At 64.3% G+C, this 15720-nt stretch carries 17 protein-coding genes and 1 pseudogene; 7 read left to right on the top strand and 11 right to left on the bottom strand.

Annotated features, from left to right (window positions below; genetic code table 11):
- Positions 1–334 (bottom strand): GNAT family N-acetyltransferase (locus tag O7A61_RS26665; RefSeq protein WP_337132340.1); only part of this gene is annotated, 334 nt, incomplete at its 3' end.
- Positions 335–431: 97 nt separating this feature from the next.
- Complete coding sequence (odc2, locus tag O7A61_RS26660; RefSeq protein ID WP_337132339.1) at positions 432–1565, bottom strand: ornithine/lysine decarboxylase; 1134 nt, start codon at positions 1563–1565, stop codon at positions 432–434.
- Positions 1566–2107: 542 nt separating this feature from the next.
- Here odc2 and O7A61_RS26655 point away from each other — a divergent pair.
- The 4 genes from O7A61_RS26655 to O7A61_RS26640 all read left to right on the top strand — a co-directional run bounded on the left by O7A61_RS26655 (position 2108) and on the right by O7A61_RS26640 (position 6218).
- The gene (locus tag O7A61_RS26655) at positions 2108–3304 is read left to right on the top strand and encodes an amidase (protein WP_337132338.1); all 1197 of its coding nucleotides are present in this window, start codon (positions 2108–2110) and stop codon (positions 3302–3304) included.
- Positions 3305–3307: 3 nt separating this feature from the next.
- Positions 3308–4207: a LysR family transcriptional regulator gene (locus tag O7A61_RS26650; protein ID WP_027144786.1), complete on the top strand. Its 900-nt coding sequence runs from the start codon at positions 3308–3310 to the stop codon at positions 4205–4207.
- A 137-nt stretch (positions 4208–4344) separates the two neighbouring features.
- Positions 4345–5013 (top strand): DUF1007 family protein, encoded by a 669-nt coding sequence (locus O7A61_RS26645; RefSeq protein ID WP_337132337.1) that lies wholly within the window; start codon positions 4345–4347, stop codon positions 5011–5013.
- A gap of 80 nt (positions 5014–5093) precedes the next feature.
- The gene (locus O7A61_RS26640; protein WP_442921119.1) at positions 5094–6218 is read left to right on the top strand and encodes a nickel/cobalt transporter; all 1125 of its coding nucleotides are present in this window, start codon (positions 5094–5096) and stop codon (positions 6216–6218) included.
- A 40-nt stretch (positions 6219–6258) separates the two neighbouring features.
- On the opposite strand, the gene denD is transcribed toward O7A61_RS26640, so the two are convergent.
- From denD to O7A61_RS26620, 4 genes are all read right to left on the bottom strand, one after another.
- Positions 6259–7236, bottom strand: coding sequence for a D-erythronate dehydrogenase (denD, locus tag O7A61_RS26635; protein ID WP_337132336.1), 978 nt, complete (start codon positions 7234–7236; stop codon positions 6259–6261).
- A 12-nt stretch (positions 7237–7248) separates the two neighbouring features.
- Positions 7249–7461: a hypothetical protein gene (locus O7A61_RS26630; RefSeq protein ID WP_027146230.1), complete on the bottom strand. Its 213-nt coding sequence runs from the start codon at positions 7459–7461 to the stop codon at positions 7249–7251.
- Between the two features lie 88 nt (positions 7462–7549).
- Positions 7550–8509, bottom strand: coding sequence for a cation diffusion facilitator family transporter (locus O7A61_RS26625; protein WP_337132335.1), 960 nt, complete (start codon positions 8507–8509; stop codon positions 7550–7552).
- Positions 8510–8523: 14 nt separating this feature from the next.
- Positions 8524–9210, bottom strand: coding sequence for a GNAT family N-acetyltransferase (locus O7A61_RS26620; protein WP_337132334.1), 687 nt, complete (start codon positions 9208–9210; stop codon positions 8524–8526).
- Positions 9211–9292: 82 nt separating this feature from the next.
- Between O7A61_RS26620 and O7A61_RS26615 the strand changes: the two genes are divergently transcribed.
- Positions 9293–10477, top strand: coding sequence for a pyridoxal phosphate-dependent aminotransferase (locus O7A61_RS26615; protein WP_337132333.1), 1185 nt, complete (start codon positions 9293–9295; stop codon positions 10475–10477).
- 142 nt (positions 10478–10619) lie between these two features.
- Positions 10620–10994, top strand: a complete 375-nt coding sequence (locus tag O7A61_RS26610) for a YciI family protein (protein ID WP_337132332.1) — start codon at positions 10620–10622, stop codon at positions 10992–10994.
- A 32-nt stretch (positions 10995–11026) separates the two neighbouring features.
- On the opposite strand, the gene O7A61_RS26605 is transcribed toward O7A61_RS26610, so the two are convergent.
- The 3 genes from O7A61_RS26605 to trhO form a co-directional block, all read right to left on the bottom strand.
- Positions 11027–11782, bottom strand: a complete 756-nt coding sequence (locus tag O7A61_RS26605) for an SDR family oxidoreductase (protein WP_337132331.1) — start codon at positions 11780–11782, stop codon at positions 11027–11029.
- A 298-nt stretch (positions 11783–12080) separates the two neighbouring features.
- Positions 12081–12818: a tellurite resistance TerB family protein gene (locus O7A61_RS26600; protein WP_337132330.1), complete on the bottom strand. Its 738-nt coding sequence runs from the start codon at positions 12816–12818 to the stop codon at positions 12081–12083.
- Between the two features lie 115 nt (positions 12819–12933).
- Positions 12934–13863 carry an oxygen-dependent tRNA uridine(34) hydroxylase TrhO gene (trhO, locus tag O7A61_RS26595; RefSeq protein WP_337132341.1) on the bottom strand — a complete coding sequence of 310 codons (930 nt, stop codon included), beginning with the start codon at positions 13861–13863 and terminating at the stop codon, positions 12934–12936.
- A gap of 200 nt (positions 13864–14063) precedes the next feature.
- Between trhO and O7A61_RS26590 the strand changes: the two genes are divergently transcribed.
- A complete protein-coding gene (locus tag O7A61_RS26590; RefSeq protein WP_337132329.1) occupies positions 14064–14702 on the top strand; it encodes a 2-dehydro-3-deoxy-phosphogluconate aldolase in 639 nt (212 codons plus the stop codon).
- Positions 14703–14773: 71 nt separating this feature from the next.
- Here the strand turns inward: O7A61_RS26590 and O7A61_RS26585 are convergent, their stop codons facing one another.
- Entirely contained in the window at positions 14774–14968 is a 195-nt protein-coding gene (locus O7A61_RS26585) for a hypothetical protein (RefSeq protein ID WP_337132328.1), read from the bottom strand.
- A 169-nt stretch (positions 14969–15137) separates the two neighbouring features.
- Positions 15138–15720: pseudogene (locus O7A61_RS26580) on the bottom strand (DUF882 domain-containing protein); the annotation flags it as partial.

Raw genomic sequence — 15720 nt, 5'->3', positions numbered from 1 at the left:
CAATGGCATGGCGCATCAGCGCCGAACCGATGCCGGCACACTTGAGCGACGGGTTGACGGCGAGCGGGCCAAGCAGCAGCGCCGGACCGCCCTCGCCCAGTGTGACGTCCCATAGCCGCACCGTGCCGGCCAAGCCGCCCGAGGCATCGCGCGCGACGAAGGCCAGGCCCTCCGAGGGCCGGCGGCCGCGCCGCAACTTCTCCGACGATTTGGTCTTGCGCTTCGGCCCCATGGCACGATCGAGCAAGGCTTCGCGCGCCGCCACGTCGGCAACAGTTTCGGCGACCATTGCGAAGGCCGGCGCATGAGCTACGATTTCAACTGACATTTCCATTTCCGCAATCCCTGGCGAGCGGAGATCTGTTCCACAGGCGAGCCCAAGCGGGCGACGGGCGCCCACCTGGGATGATCTGAACAGCTCTAGCGAGCCGTCAGATCACGTAGGATCGGAGAGGCTCGAAGCCGTTGAAGGCGACCGCCGAATAGGTGGTCGTGTAGGCGCCGGTGCCTTCGATCAGCACCTCGTCGCCGATGGTCAGCGACAGGGGCAGCGGATATGGTGTCTTCTCGTACATCACGTCGGCCGAATCGCAGGTCGGGCCGGCGAGCACGCAAGGCGCGGTCTCGGTGCCGTCATGCGCGGTGACGATCGGGTAGCGGATCGCCTCGTCCATCGTCTCGGCCAGACCGCCGAACTTGCCGATGTCAAGGAACACCCAGCGCACATTGTCGTTGTCGGCCTTCTTCGAGATCAGCACGACTTCCGACTTGATGACGCCGGCATTGCCGACCATGCCGCGGCCTGGCTCGATGATGGTCTCGGGAATGGCGTTGCCGAAATGCTTGCGCAGCGCCGAGAAGATCGCCTGGCCATAGGCCTGCGCCGCCGGCACGTCACGCAAATAGCGCGTCGGGAAGCCGCCGCCCATGTTGACCATCTTGAGCACGATGCCTTCTTCGGCGAGTGTCGCGAACACCTTCTTGGCGTCGGCCAGCGCACGGTCCCATGCGGTCAGGTCGGTCTGCTGCGAGCCGACATGGAACGACACGCCGTGGGCGTCGAGGCCGAGACCCTTGGCATGGCGCAGGACGTCGACGGCCATCGCTGGCACGCAGCCGAACTTGCGCGACAGCGGCCATTCGGCGCCTTCGCCATCGGTCAGCACGCGGCAGAACACGCGGGCGCCTGGAGCGGCGCGGGCGATCTTCTCGACCTCCTCGACGCAGTCGACCGCGAACAGCTTGATGCCGAGCTGGGAGGCGCGTGCGATATCACGCTCCTTCTTGATGGTGTTGCCGAAGGAGATGCGGTCCGCCGGCGCGCCGGCGTCCATCGCCATCTCGACTTCGGCAACGGAAGCGGTGTCGAAGGACGAGCCCATCGCAGCAAGCAGGCGCAGGATTTCCGGCGCCGGGTTTGCTTTCACCGCATAGTAGATCTTGGAATCGGGCAGAGCCTTCTCGAAGGCGCGGAAATTGTCCCGCACGACGTCGAGGTCGACGACGAGGCAGGGGCCGGACGGACGTCGGGTGGCGAGGAAGTCGAGGATGCGCTGTGTAGCCATCGGGTTTCTCCATCGCGCCTTTCGGCGCGCACAGGGGTGCGGACACGGGCTGTCGGCCTCGCGAACACGCGGTCAAACAAAGGCGGGACGGAAAATCCATGGAACCAGCCGGTGGAGACCCCGGAACCATGAAACGCCGTCTCGCGGCGATGAACCTTGGCCTTGCCCGGCTTCGGTTCGCTTTGTCTGCCTTGGCTTGGATTGGGAGAACCCCGTTCCGCACTGCCGGCAATGAAGGTGTGCCTCTTCAGTAACCCCGGTCTTTGGACAACCGGCAGAGAACCAGAAAGGCCCGCACCGTCGTTGCTTCAAGGTGTCCTCGGTCTGGCGGTTGGCCGCTAAACCGACTGGAGGGGTTGGCTCCAGTTACCTTACCGATTTCCCTCACCATTCGAGGATCGGCGGACACCCACAGGCACGTGCGACTTTGGGCAAGCGCGATATAGGGGCGAAGCATTTCACAATCAATAAAAATCGTATCCCAGGTTGTAAAATTTCTGGCATCGAACAATGTTGGCGCAACCGTATCCGGATATCGAACGATGACAGGCACGCGCGGCCCCTTCAACGCCTTTCTCGATCTTCGCCAGATGCCGGTGGCGCATGCCGAGCTTGGCCCCCTTGCCAGCCTGCGGCTGGCCGTCAAGGACATTTACGATGTTGCCGGCTACCGCACCGGTTGCGGCAATTTGCGGAAATTCGCCGAAGGCCACGCCGCTTCGCGCACGGCACCCGCCGTGCAGATGATTCTCGACGCGGGCGCGCGTTTCGTCGGCAAGACCCAGACCGACGAGCTCGCCTTCGCTTTGTTCGGCCAGAACGCGCATTTTCCGTTTCCGGTGAACCCCGCGGCTCCCGACCGTGTCACCGGCGGCTCGTCGTCCGGGTCGGCAGCGGCGGTTGCGGGCAGGCTGGCCGACATCGCCACGGGGTCCGACACCGGTGGTTCGATCCGCGCGCCGGCGAGTTTCTGCGGGCTGATCGGGCTCCGCACCACGCATGGCCGCATTTCCCTCGAGGGCACCATGCCGTTGGCGCCGAGTTTCGACACGTTCGGCTGGTTCGCCGACGACATCGAAACCTACGAGACAGTCGCCAAGCTGCTGCTCGGCCGCGACGCGCACCAGCATGCGCTCGACCGCCCGCTGACGCTCGGCTGGCTGGACGAAATGGTGGCCCGGCCGGCACTCGCCGAATATGCGGGAATGAAGGCGCTGGCGAGCGTGGTTTTCGGCACGCCGGCGACGCCGACGACGCGCTTCAGCTCTCCCCCGGATGAACTCTACTGGTGCTTTCGCCGGCTGCAGGCCAGGGAGGCCTGGGCGGTACATGGCGAATGGATCACCAGCGGCGAGCGCGATCTTGGCCCCGGGGTCGAGGAACGGTTCGGCTTCGGCCGTGCCGTCGACGACCGGACGGCTCAGGCCGAAAAAGTGCGCCGGCTGACCTTTCGCGGCGAACTGAGCGCCCTGCTCGGCAAGGACGGCTTCCTTGTCCTGCCGACGGTGCCAGGCCCGGCGCCATACGTAGGCAGCACACCCGAGCAGTTCCAGGCATATCGCGAGCGCGCCTTGCATCTTCTGTGCCTGGCCGGGCTCTCCGGCTTTCCCCAAATCACCTTGCCGATCGGCTCGGTCGCCGGTGCTCCTTTTGGCCTGTCGCTGCTTGGCCCTTCCGGCAGCGACCTAGCCCTGATACGGCTCGGCCGAAAACTTCTCGACGCAGCACAAAGAGCCTGAGCAATGGATACACTGACCCGCATGCGCGCCTTCATCGATGTCGTCGAGGCCGAGGGCTTTTCGGCGGCGGCGCGCAAGATCGGCCGCTCCAAGGCGCTGCTGTCGAAATATGTGCGCGAGCTGGAGGACGAACTCGGTGCGCTGCTGCTCAACCGCACCACGCGCCAGTTCTCGATGACCGAGGCCGGCCACACCTATTACCGTCGCGCCTCGGAGATCGTGCGCGAGGTCGACAGCCTGGCCGACGCCGTGCGCGAGTCCTCCGGCGACGTGCGCGGCCGGATCAAGCTGTCGGCGCCGCGCACCTTCGCTGACGCGCCGATCGGCCAGTCGCTGATCGACTTCGCCAAGCAATATCCCGACATCGTGCTCGACATCCAGCTCGACGACCGCTTCGTCGATCTGGTCGAGGAAGGCTTCGACCTCGCGGTGCGCATCTCGCGGCTGGAGAATTCGTCGCTGATCGCCAGACGGCTGGCGCCGTTTTCGATCAAGCTTTGCGGCTCTCCCGAACTGATCGCCAGGCATGGCATGCCGACACGGCCCCAGGATCTCGGCCACATGCCCTGCATCGTCGACACCAATGGCCGCGGCCTGAACAACTGGCCGTTCAAGGGCGACAATGGCGATCCGGTGAGCATCGCCGTGTCGGGCCCGATCGAGGTCAACAGCCCGATGGCGGCGCGCGCCGCGGCCTTGTCGGGGCTTGGATTCTGCATCCTGCCGGATTTCATCGCCGCGCCCGACCTCAAGAGCGGCCAATTGATGGCGGTGCTCGACGACCGCATCCTGTCGGGCGGCGGCATCTTCGCCGTCTATCCACACCGCCGCTATCTGCCGGCGAAGGTGCGCGTTTTCGTCGATTTCCTGGTGCAGTGGTTCAGGACCCGCGAGAGCGCCTGACCCCGCTTCAGTGTGCGTGTCGTAGTCCCAAAACCGCTTCGCACTTTTGGGCGACACGCACTGGCGGTCCCAATTTCGCCCCCTTTCTGGTAACCTTCGACAACTCTCTCCGAACGCCAAGGGAATCGCGACCGCGAATGCATTTGAAACGGCACGCAATCATGCTGGCTTCGGCCTTGGCGGCGACCTTTGCCGTGACAGGACCCGCCCAGGTGCATCCGCACGTCTTCGCCGAGGCACGCCTCGACGTGATCCTGTCCCCGGATCACCAAAGTGTGAAAGCGTTGCGTCATCTGTGGCGCTTCGACGACCTGTTTTCGAGTACGGTGATGATGGAGTTCGATAAGAACTCCGACCTGAAGCTTGACGACAAGGAGCTGAAGGAGGTCGCCGATACCGTTCATGCCTCGCTGGCCGAGTTCAATTATTTCCAGCTCGTCACGCAGAACGGCAAGGACGTGACGATGGTGCCGCCGCCGCATTTGATGGCCAATTTCGACAACGACCAGTTGATCATCCTGTTCGAGTCCGAACCCAAGGTGCCGATCAAGCTGACCGGCACGGTCGACATCGGTGTCTACGATCCGACCTTCTACACGGCGATCGACTTCACCGAGGATTCCAACATCACCGTCGAGGGCTTGCCGTCGAATTGCACGAGCAAGGTCATCCGGCCGGACCCTGACGAGGCGATCAAGGAAAACCAGAAGACCCTGACGGATGCTTTCTTCAACGATCCGACAGGCACCGATATGAGTAAGATCTTTGCCACCAAGCTCGAACTGACCTGCCAGCCAGAAGGATAGATCCGGTGAACCTGATCGGGAACTGTTCGAAACCGTCCCTGCGTTTGGCATTCGGCCTGTTGGCCATCGCTTTTGCCGTGATGCATTTCGCCAATGCCGCGCACGCCCAGAGTTCGCTCGGCATCGGCGTCAATGACGGCATGGCGCCGACCACCGGTCCGTTCGCCCATATCCTGATGTGGATCAATCTCAGACAGCAGGAATTCTATCGCGCGCTGGCGACAGCCATGAAGGCGATGCGCCAGGACAACAGCAAGCTCTGGGTGCTCATCGGCCTGTCCTTCGCCTATGGCATTTTCCACGCCGCCGGCCCCGGCCATGGCAAGGCGGTGATCTCCTCCTACATGGTTGCAAACGAAGTGGCGCTGAAGCGCGGCATCCTGTTGTCCTTCGTCTCGGCGCTGCTGCAGGGCCTGACGGCGATCCTGGTGATGCTGCTTGCTTATTTCGTCCTGCGCGGCACCACCATCTCCATGACCGATGCGGCCTGGTTCATGGAGATCATGAGCTTTGCCCTGGTCACCCTCTTTGGCGCCTGGCTTTTGTGGCGCAAGCTCGGTCCTTCCGTTTTGCGCCTGTTTGGCAAGGGGCCGGCCTACAGCCTGTCGGCGGCTCACGCAGGTCATTCCCACGCGGGCCATTCTCATGCCGGCGGCCATTCGCATGGCGCCCACGACCAAGCTGCGCACGCTCATTCCCATGCACTTCACGCGCATGACGATCACGACCATGGGCATGGCCATTCGCACGATCATCACGACCATGGCGGGCACGACCATAGCGCGCACGATCATGCGCATCACGACCACGCCGGCGGCGAGGTCTGCGAAACCTGCGGTCACTCGCATGCGCCCGATCCGGCGATGCTGTCCGGCGACCGCTTCGATTGGCGCACGGCATGGTCGGCGGTGGCGGCGGTCGGCATCCGCCCCTGCTCCGGCGCGCTGATCGTGCTGAGCTTCGCGCTTCTCAACGGGCTCTGGCTCGGCGGCCTGCTGTCGGTGCTGGCAATGTCGATTGGAACCGCCATCACCGTTTCGGCGCTGGCGACGCTGGCCGTGACAGCCAAGAACTGGGCGGTGTATTTCGCCGGCGACGGCCGCATGGGCAACCGCATCCATTCGATCGTCGAGATCGGCGGCGCGGCCTTCGTATTCCTGTTTGGACTGCTGTTGCTGTCAGCGAGCCTGACGGGCAGCGTCTAGACCTATCCAACCCATTGGAACGGGATAGGCGCCGCGACGCCTAACCGGCGATCTTGCCGCCCAGCTCATCCTCGATATGAACGCGGATGATCTCGTCAAAACTTTTCTCGGCGCTGAAGCCAAGCTCCCTTGACCGCCGCGCCTCGAACCGGGTCGGCCAGCCCTTAACGATCGCCCAGATTGTCTCGTCGGGCACCTCGCGGATCAGGCTTGCCGCCTTCGATCCGGCGATGCGTTCCAGCGCCTCGATCTGCTCGCCGACGGTGACGGCGACGCCCGGCATCGTCAGGTTGCGGCGCGGCCCGACGGCGGCACCGTCAATGCCAGCCGCGTGGATCAGGAAATTCACCGCCGAACGCGGGCTGGCATGGGTGTGCAGCACCGAGCGCGGCACCGGCAGGATCGCCTCCTGCCCGCTCAGCGGTTCGCGGATAATGCCCGAGAAGAAGCCGGAGGCAGCCTTGTTCGGCTTGCCCGGCCGCACGCAGATCGTCGGCAGCCGGATGCCGATGCCGTCGAAAAAGCCGCGTCTGGAATAATCGGCGAGCAGCGCTTCGCTCATTTGTTTCTGCGTGCCGTAGGAGGTCAGCGGCGTCGGGTGGAATTCGTCCGGAATGACATCCGGGAACGGCGCGCCGAACACCGCGATCGACGAGGTGAAGACGACGCGCGGCGCGAACCCCGCCAGGCGGATGGCGTCGAACAGCGCGCGCGTGCCGTCGAGGTTGACGCGGTAGCCGAGTTCGAAATTCGCTTCCGCCTCACCCGACACGATGCCGGCGAGGTGGAAGACGACATCGGGCCGCGACGCAACCAGGCTTTCCGCGGCGCCTGCTTCGGCAAGGTCACCCGTGTGCGGTGCGACGCTGACGCCGTCCATGGCTGGCGCCTGCGGCGGCACGATGTCGTGCAGATCGAGCGCGGTGATCTTCTTGCCGCGCAGCGTGCCGTCCTTGGCCAGCCGGGCGATGAGTTTGCGGCCGACCATGCCCGCCGCGCCAGTGATCAGAATGCGCATGTCCGATATCCCTTACTTGTCCCGATTTTTGCGCTGGCTGCGCGCGCGCAGCCAGAACACCAAGAAGAACGCCAGCACGAAGGCGGTGCCGAAGATACCCGCCAGCACGGTCGAATAGTTGCCGAGTGCCAACATCACGGTCGGCAGGTAGAAAGCGGCAATACCGAACAGAAGCATGATCCAGACCGCCGCGATGGCCGCATTGCGCGTGTCGCGGTCCATCATGCCGGACCGGAGCGATCGTTCATCGGGCTGAGTTTCAAAGCTGGAGAACTCCTGAGGCAGGTCCGATCAATGATCATCGATCGCGGGCCTAGTGATAGTGGCCGTGATGCGGAGCCGCATCGTGCCCGTGCTTATGGTCGTGGCCGTCGCCATCGTCGGCGCAGTGGCCGAATTCCGGTTCCACGGTGGCATGGCTGATGCCGTGCTCGCTGGCAAGCCGCTTCTTGATGGCGCTGACCGCCTGATGCGCGTCGACCCCCTCGTCAAGGCAAGCGTGCAGGGTCGCCATGCTGCTCGTGCCGTCGATCGACCAGATATGCATATGGTGCACTTCGCGCACGCCCTGGACGGTTGTCTGGATATCCCCGGCGATCAGGTCGCGGTCGAGACTTGGCGGCACGCCTTCGAGCAGGACGTGGGCGGCGGCGCGCATCAGCGACCAGGCGGTGGACAGGATCAGCAGCGAGACCAGCACGGACAGGATCGGGTCGATCGGCGTCCAGCCGGTCGCCAGGATGACCAGTGCCGCCACGATCGCGGCGGCCGAGCCGAGCAGATCGCCAAGCACATGCAGGATGGCGCCGCGCATGTTGAGGTTGTCTCGATCGCCGCCATGCAGCACCAGGAAGGAGCCTATATTGACCAGCAGGCCGAGGATCGCCACCCCCAGCATCGGACCGCCCAGCACCGGCGCAGGTGTCAGCAGGCGATTCCATGCCTCGTAGACAATCCACAGCGCGATGACGAAGATGGCGATGCCGTTGGTGTAGGCCACCAGCGTCTTGATCCGGCCGAAGCCGTAGGTGAGTTGGCCGGTCGCCGGCCGGCCGGCCAGATGGAAGGCATACCAGGCCAGGCCGAGCGCAATGGCGTCGGCGAGCATGTGGCCGGCATCGGCCAGCAGCGCCAGCGACCCCGTAAACAGGCCGCCGAGCGCCTCGGCGACCATGAAGCCGGCGGTAAGGCAAGCCGCGATCAGCACGCGCTTCTTGTCGCTCGAGCCATGCACATGGCCAGCGCCGTGATCGTGGTCGTGGGTATGGGCCAAATGGCAAACTCCCGTTAGGCGCCGAATTCCGCGCGAAAATCCTCCAGGCGGCGTTTCTGCTGGCCATCGGCGTCGAAATTGGCAGGATCGAGCCAGGCTTCATAAGCCTTGCGCAGAGCTGGCCATTCCTTGTCGATGATCGAATACCACGCGGTGTCGCGGTTTTCACCCTTGACGATGAGATGCTGGCGGAAAATGCCCTCGAATTTGAAGCCGAACCGTTCCGCCGCGCGCTTCGACGGCTCGTTGCGGTTGTTGCACTTCCATTCGTAGCGGCGATAGCCGAGTTCGTCGAAGATGTATTTCATGAACAGGAACTGCGCTTCCGTCGCCGCCGGCTTGCGCGAGATGAGCGGTCCCCAATAGATGTTGCCTATCTCGATGACGCCATAGGCCGGATCGATGCGCATCAGCGTCTGGCGTCCCGCGATCTTGCCGCTCGCCTTGTCGATGACCGCGAAGAACAGTGGATCCTCGCTGGCCTCCACCTTGTCCAGCCAGGGCTGGAAGGCGGCGCGGTTTTCCGGCGGATAATCGGGCAGCCAGGCGAAGCGGCCGTCGACATCGGCTACGGAAGACGCTTCATAGAGGCCGTCGCCGTGCTTCGCGGCACTCAGCGGCTCGAGCCTGACATAGCGGCCCTCCAGCACCTTGTGCTCCGGGCGCGGACGGGGTTGCCAGTCTTTGAGATTTTCCGACACCGAAAGCTCCAATCCGTTGACTTTTACGAGCGGACGTTCACAAAAACGCTGCCGCACAGTAAGAACCACAGGGACGGGAAAAATGCTCCACACGATTTCGGCCTTCGACCGTCTCGGCGAGGAAAATGCGTTCGCGGTGCTGGCGCGAGCAACGGCACTTGCCCAGCAGGGTCGCGACATCGTCAACCTCGGCATCGGCCAGCCAGACTTCAAGACGCCGCAGCACATCGTCGAGGCGGCGATCAAGGCGTTGCGTGACGGCCACCATGGCTACACGCCGGCCAATGGCCTTTTGGCCACGCGCGAGGCGGTGGTGCGCCGCACGCTGACCACCACCGGCGTCGAAATCTCGCCAGAGGCGGTGATGATCATGCCCGGCGGCAAGCCGACCATGTTCGCCGCCATCCTGATGTTTGGCGAACCGGGCGCCGAGATCCTCTATCCCGACCCCGGCTTTCCCATCTACCGCTCGATGATCGAATTCACCGGTGCGACCCCCATTCCCGTGCCGATGCGCGAGGAGAACGGCTTCGCTTTCTCGGCGCAAGAGACGCTGGCGCTAATCACCTCGAAGACCAGGCTCCTGATCCTCAACTCGCCGGCCAACCCGACCGGCGGCGTCACGCCCCGGGCCGAGATTGAAAAACTGGTCAAGGGGCTGGAGAACCACCCAGATGTCGCCATCCTCTCCGACGAGATCTACGATGTCATGACCTATGACGGCGAGACGCCTTGCTCGCTGCTCGGCTTTCCCGAGATCCGCGACCGGCTGATCGTGCTCAACGGCTGGTCGAAGACCTGGGCGATGACCGGCTGGCGCATGGGCTGGTCGATCTGGCCGAACGGCGACAAGGGCGGCCATCTCTACGACAAGGTACGCAAGCTGGCGGTCAATTGCTGGTCCTGCGTCAACGCGCCGAGCCAGTTCGCCGGCATCGCCGCAATCGACGGCCCGCAGGACGACGTCGACAAGATGATGCGCGCCTTCGACAACCGCCGGAAGATCGTGGTCGAAGGCCTGAACGCCCTGCCAAACGTCTCCTGCATTACGCCCAAGGGTGCGTTCTATGCCTTCCCAAATGTCTCGAAGACCGGTTGGAAGGCCAAGAAGCTCGCCTCGGCGCTGCTCGACGAGGCCGGTGTGGCGCTGATCGGCGGCCCCGATTTCGGCATTCTCGGCGAAGGCTATATCAGGCTCTCTTACGCCAATTCCGAAGAGAACATCCTGCGCGCGCTGGAGCGGATCGGGGCGTTCCTGGCGAAGTGAGCCTCATTTGGTCCTGTAGCCGTGGCACGCCGGCTGCGATGACGATGTCATGATGCGTCGGGAGTCGCATGGCCAAGTCTGGGCGGGCTTGCGGAAAACGGCTACGACTTCCCTGCATCAGGACCAAATGAGGGAATCTCGGATGTTCTATGCAATCCTGGCCTATCACGTGGAAGACGCGATCAAGGCGATGACGCCGCAGGAAGATGCGGCGCTGATGGCCGAGTTGCTGAAGATAAACACCCGGCTTCACGAGGAAGGCACGCTTGGACCGTCCGCGCGTCTGGGGGCAACACAGGATGCCTGCACCCTGCGCGGCCCGGGTGACGGCATGATTGTCGACGGCCCCTTCGCCGAGACCAAGGAACAGTTGCTCGGCCTCTATGTCGTCGACTGCGCCACCTCGGACGATGCGATCGCCATCGCGCGCGACCTGCGCCGCGTCAATCCTACCGCCGTTTACGAGATCAGGCCCATTTTGCTTTTCAAGCCCGGCGTGCCGCTGGTTGGCAAATGACCGGCGGCGAAAGCCCTGCCGGCACCCGCGGCTCACCCACGCCCGACGAATGGCATCTTGGTCGCCATCACCGTCATGAACAGCACGTTGGCGTCGAGCGGTAGGCTGGCCATGTGCACGACCGCATCGGCGACGCGCTGGACATCCATCACCGCTTCGGCGGCGATCGAACCATTGGCCTGCGGCACGCCCACGGTCATCGGCTGCGCCATGTCGGTCAGCGCATTGCCGATGTCGATCTGGCCGCAGGCGATGTCATAGGGCCGGCCATCCAGCGCCAGCGTCTTGGTCAACCCCGTAATGGCGTGCTTGGTCGCCGTATAGGGCACGGAGCCCGGACGGGGCGCATAAGCCGACACCGAGCCGTTGTTGATGATGCGGCCGCCCATCGGCTTCTGCTTGCGCATGGCGCCGAAGGCGGCGCGCGCGCACAGGAAAGATCCCGTGAGATTGACGCCGACGATATCGTTCCACACCTCGACCGGGATCTCGTCGATGGGCGTCGACTTGTAGCCCATGCCGGCATTGTTGAAGAGCAGGTCGACGCGGCCGAAAGCCTCCGCCACCGTCTCGAACAGATCGTCGACCTCGCCGGCCTTGCTGATGTCGCAGGAAACCGCCAAAGCCCTGGCGTCGGTCGGGCCGATCTCGGCGATCGCGGCATCCAGCACCGGCTTGCGACGCCCGCAGAACACCGTGTTCCAGCCTGCCTTGAGCAATGCCGTGGCGACGCTCCTGCCGATCCCGGTGCCGGCGCCGGTGACGATGGCAGTTTTTTGCTCGGTCATGGCAGTTGTCCTCCGGCAGCGCTGTGCGTGCTCGCCTGATCTACAAGTTTGGTTCGGGTGGAGAAGGCATCGCAAATGATGGCGGCGATGGCAAGCGCGGCCACCGGGACATGCCTCGAAAAGTGAAACCCGTTTCTTTGGAGGGAAGCCGGCAAGCGCCGACAAAAAGGGCGGTCATTGGCGACCGCCCTGATCTGAACCGGGCTTGGGAGGAGGAAAGCCGATCCGACTGTGTAGAATGATGCGCTTCCTGAGTTAACGAAAGGTAAACGCCTCCAGGCCTCTGTGCCAATCCGGGCTACCTCTGCGGATTGGGTGACGTACCCTTGGCGGCGGGCACTTTTGCCGCCGAAACCGTCGCCTCGACATGGTCGATCAGCGCATCCGGCAGGCCAAGCCGCCCGGCAAGCAGGTCGAGATAACCGCGCTCGGCGCGGGTGTCGGGGTCGATGGTGAGGCGCGACGCCGTATAGAGCTCGAGCTTCTGCGCGTCGGTCCTGGCGCCGGCCACCAGCGTGTCGAGGTCGAGCGGGCTCTCCAGCTCCGCCATCAGGAATTTTTCCGCATCGGTGCCGATCCCGGCGAGGTTGAGCTTGCCGGCGATCTTCTGGCGTTCCTCGTCGTCGATATGGCCGTCGGCCTTGGCCGCCGAGATCATCGCCCGCACGAGGGTCAGCGTGAACTCATCCTCGCCTTGCGGCGCCTGCGACGGGTGGAAGGCGGTGTCCTTGGGTGGCGGCAGCAGTTCCGGCTCGCCGGCGGGGGGCGCCTGTTCCGGTGCGTTGCCGGCCTTGTAGTTCTGATAGGCCTTGTAGGCGAGACCACCGATGGCGGCCAAGCCGCCGAGCTTCACCGCGGCACCCGTCACCTGCCGGCCGGCGCCGGTCCCAAGCAGCACGGCAGCCAGCGCACCGGCGGCCAGCGGATTGTCCTTGGCCATCTGTACCGCTTGCCCGGCCTTGTCGCGGACCGTGCCGCTGGTGCCGGGAACTTGCGAGCCGAGCAGATCGTCGAGAAGCTTCTTGGGATCGAACATCAATGCCTCCAGGATTTGCCCGGCCGAACGGGCAGGTTTCGACGCCGAAGACGTAGGTCCCAAAGCTTGACATTGCAATGACAGACGGCCCCGGTTTGCCCGGCCCGCGCCTCCATCAGGATCCGATATGCGGTCCCCTGCCCCGGGCTTGCGCGAGCTCGACCTGCCGCTGGCGCTCTGCGTAGCGCTCGCGGTCTTCATCCGAGCGGGCATCGAAGCAGTGCGGGCACGAAACCCCGGCGTCATATTTCGGCGACACCAGCTCGCTCTCCGTCAGCGGATGGCGGCACGCGCGGCAGAGTTCCGCGTCGCCCTCCACGAGGCCGTGCGACACCGAAACCCGCTCGTCGAAGACGAAGCACTCGCCCTCCCACAGGCTCTGCTCCGCTGGAATTTCCTCGAGGTATTTGAGAATACCGCCCCTGAGGTGGAACACATCCTCGAAGCCGAGCGACTTCACATAAGCGGTCGCCTTTTCGCAGCGTATGCCGCCGGTGCAGAACATCGCCACCTTGCGCCCTTCGAGATCCGCACGGTGCGCTTCCACCCAGGCCGGGAATTCGCGAAAGCTCGCCGTCGCCGGATCGACCGCGCCCTTGAAGGTGCCGATCGAGACCTCATAGGCGTTGCGCGTATCGATGACGATCGTGTCGGGTTGCGAGATCAGCGCATTCCAGTCGCCCGGCTCCACATAGGTGCCTGCGCTTGTCGCCGGGTCGATGGTCTCGACACCCATGGTGACGATCTCGCGTTTCAGACGCACCTTCATGCGGTGGAACGGCATGGCCTCGGCAGTGCTGTACTTGACCTCGAGACCCGACAGGCCGTCGATCGTTTCGATGTGCTCAATCAGCGCGGCGACCGCTTCCTCGCTGCCCGCGACGGTGCCGTTGATGCCCTCATGCGCCAGAAGCAGCGTGCCCTTGATGCCGCGCCCGCAGCAGAAGGCCGCGAGCGGCGCGCGTAGCGTCTCGAAGGCGTCGAGCCGGGCAAACCGGTAGAGCGCGGCGACGCGGACGGGCTGGGATGGAGCGGACGGTGTCATTGCCAGAGCCACTAGACGCTCGTAAAAGCCGATTCAAGGCGAAACGGACTTCGGCGCCTGTCATGGCCCTGTCGGCAAAGAGCCCGTAAGCTGCCCGGCAGCGCGTGACATCGCGCCGCGACCGGTTTCGTGGACACGGCAATACCTGTCTGCTAATCGGTTGAAATTCCCTCGATGCGGCCCTCGACAAGGAGAGACAGATGCCCAGCAAGACCGAGAAACTCCTGTCGCTCCTGAATGGCCAGCCGGTCATTCCGGTGTTGAGGATCGCCAACGTAGCCGACGCGGTGCCGCTGGCCCGTGCTCTGGCGCGCGGCGGCTTGCCGGCGATCGAGATCACGCTCAGGACCGCGGATGCGCTCGAAGCGATCCGTCGCGTGGCCGGCGAGGTCGAGGAGGCCATCGTCGGCGCCGGCACCATTCTGGACAGCAAGCAGTTCGATGAGGCCGCCGGTGCCGGTTCGCGATTTATCGTCAGCCCCGGTATCACCCACGAGCTTCTGGCTGCCGCCGCCGGCAGCGAGGTTCCGCTGCTGCCCGGCGCCATCACACCCGGCGAGATCATGACCGCGCGCGAAGCCGGCCTGCGCTTCCTGAAATTCTTCCCCGCCGAACAGTCCGGCGGCATCGCTTCGCTCAAGGCTTTCGCCTCGCCGCTGGCTGACGTCAAATTCTGCCCGACCGGCGGCATCACCGGCAAGAACGCGGCCGATTATCTCAGCCTGTCCAACGTCGTCTGCGTCGGCGGCTCCTGGGTGGCGCCCGACGACATGGTCAAGGCCGGCAAGTGGGACGAGATCGAGGCGCTCGCACGCGCGGCGAGCAAACTCGCGAAGTAAGGCTTTCGCCGAGGCACGAAAAACCCGGCCGACTTGCGTCGACCGGGCTTTTTGAACCGGCTTCGAACCGATCAATTGCAGACCTTGACCTCTCTTACCACCTTGTGGTGGTGCTTCCAGGTCGTGACCATTCTGGTCCGACAGTGCTTCTTCATCATGTGCATATGATCGTTGGTCTTGACGACAACGGTCGCTGCCTGTGTGGGAGCAATGGCCGCCGAAGCGGTTGCCAGCGCAATGATCGATGCCAGTAGAATGTTCTTCATGGATATCCCCGGGTTTGAACGAACAGCGGAGAAACCCTTGAAGGCCTGGGCAGTTCCACGATCACGGCAATGTCAGACTGGCGTGATCGCGCCGACAGCGGCGCTGCGGCAGCACGACAAAAAAGCCGCGCAGGTCACCCCGGCGCGGCTTTACCGATTGACTGTTCGCTTACTTGGTCTGGAAGCGGGCGACCGACAGGAACTTGACGGCATTGCCGGTGAAACGGTTGGCGTCGGCCATCTGGTTGCCCGCCTGGAAGCCAGTCGTATAGATCTCGCTCGGCGGCGTATGCACGATGTTGTAGGCGTAACCCGGCGCGGTCGTCGCGCTCGAAACGGTGGCAACGTTTTCGCCGCTGGTCAGCGCCCAGCGGGCGGCCTGCGGAGCAGCGGCAACCACCACGGCCCTGGGGCCGGGTTTCTGGTCGCGGACGGTGGCCCTGGCTTCCTTGCGGGTCGTCTTCACACCAGCGCCGATCGCGGCGACCGGATCGGAACCGGCAGGACGGGCGGCAACAGCCTGGCGCGGCGAGGCCGCATCGACACCAGACGGATCGTTGAAGGCCGAACGCGGTTCTTCGGCCAACGAGGCCACCTGATATTCGTCGGCGGTGCCGACCTGGGCATTGGCCTCGTCGAGCACGGCCTTGACGGCGTCCGGCTTGGTCGGCTCGGGACGCGCTGTCGGCAGCACGGAGAACGCATCCGTCGCGGTCTTGCCCTGGTTAGCCGTTTCGGCCAGCGCCATCAGC

The organism is Mesorhizobium sp. Cs1321R2N1, assembly GCF_037179725.1.
In the GTDB taxonomy this organism is placed as follows: Bacteria; Pseudomonadota; Alphaproteobacteria; order Rhizobiales; family Rhizobiaceae; genus Mesorhizobium; species Mesorhizobium salmacidum.
The sequence above is the reverse complement of the archived record's forward strand: the minus strand, read 5'-3'. Positions and strand labels throughout refer to the sequence as shown.

What these genes read in the sequence shown, in the direction of transcription:
- odc2 (WP_337132339.1), bottom strand. Translation starts at nt 1,565, where the DNA reads ATGGCTACACAGCGCATCCTCGACTTCCTCGCCACCCGACGTCCGTCC.
- O7A61_RS26655 (WP_337132338.1), top strand. Translation starts at nt 2,108, where the DNA reads ATGACAGGCACGCGCGGCCCCTTCAACGCCTTTCTCGATCTTCGCCAG.
- O7A61_RS26650 (WP_027144786.1), top strand. Translation starts at nt 3,308, where the DNA reads ATGGATACACTGACCCGCATGCGCGCCTTCATCGATGTCGTCGAGGCC.
- O7A61_RS26645 (WP_337132337.1), top strand. Translation starts at nt 4,345, where the DNA reads ATGCATTTGAAACGGCACGCAATCATGCTGGCTTCGGCCTTGGCGGCG.
- O7A61_RS26640 (WP_442921119.1), top strand. Translation starts at nt 5,094, where the DNA reads ATGCATTTCGCCAATGCCGCGCACGCCCAGAGTTCGCTCGGCATCGGC.
- denD (WP_337132336.1), bottom strand. Translation starts at nt 7,236, where the DNA reads ATGCGCATTCTGATCACTGGCGCGGCGGGCATGGTCGGCCGCAAACTC.
- O7A61_RS26630 (WP_027146230.1), bottom strand. Translation starts at nt 7,461, where the DNA reads ATGATGGACCGCGACACGCGCAATGCGGCCATCGCGGCGGTCTGGATC.
- O7A61_RS26615 (WP_337132333.1), top strand. Translation starts at nt 9,293, where the DNA reads ATGCTCCACACGATTTCGGCCTTCGACCGTCTCGGCGAGGAAAATGCG.
- O7A61_RS26610 (WP_337132332.1), top strand. Translation starts at nt 10,620, where the DNA reads ATGTTCTATGCAATCCTGGCCTATCACGTGGAAGACGCGATCAAGGCG.
- O7A61_RS26605 (WP_337132331.1), bottom strand. Translation starts at nt 11,782, where the DNA reads ATGACCGAGCAAAAAACTGCCATCGTCACCGGCGCCGGCACCGGGATC.
- O7A61_RS26600 (WP_337132330.1), bottom strand. Translation starts at nt 12,818, where the DNA reads ATGTTCGATCCCAAGAAGCTTCTCGACGATCTGCTCGGCTCGCAAGTT.
- trhO (WP_337132341.1), bottom strand. Translation starts at nt 13,863, where the DNA reads ATGACACCGTCCGCTCCATCCCAGCCCGTCCGCGTCGCCGCGCTCTAC.
- O7A61_RS26590 (WP_337132329.1), top strand. Translation starts at nt 14,064, where the DNA reads ATGCCCAGCAAGACCGAGAAACTCCTGTCGCTCCTGAATGGCCAGCCG.
- O7A61_RS26585 (WP_337132328.1), bottom strand. Translation starts at nt 14,968, where the DNA reads ATGAAGAACATTCTACTGGCATCGATCATTGCGCTGGCAACCGCTTCG.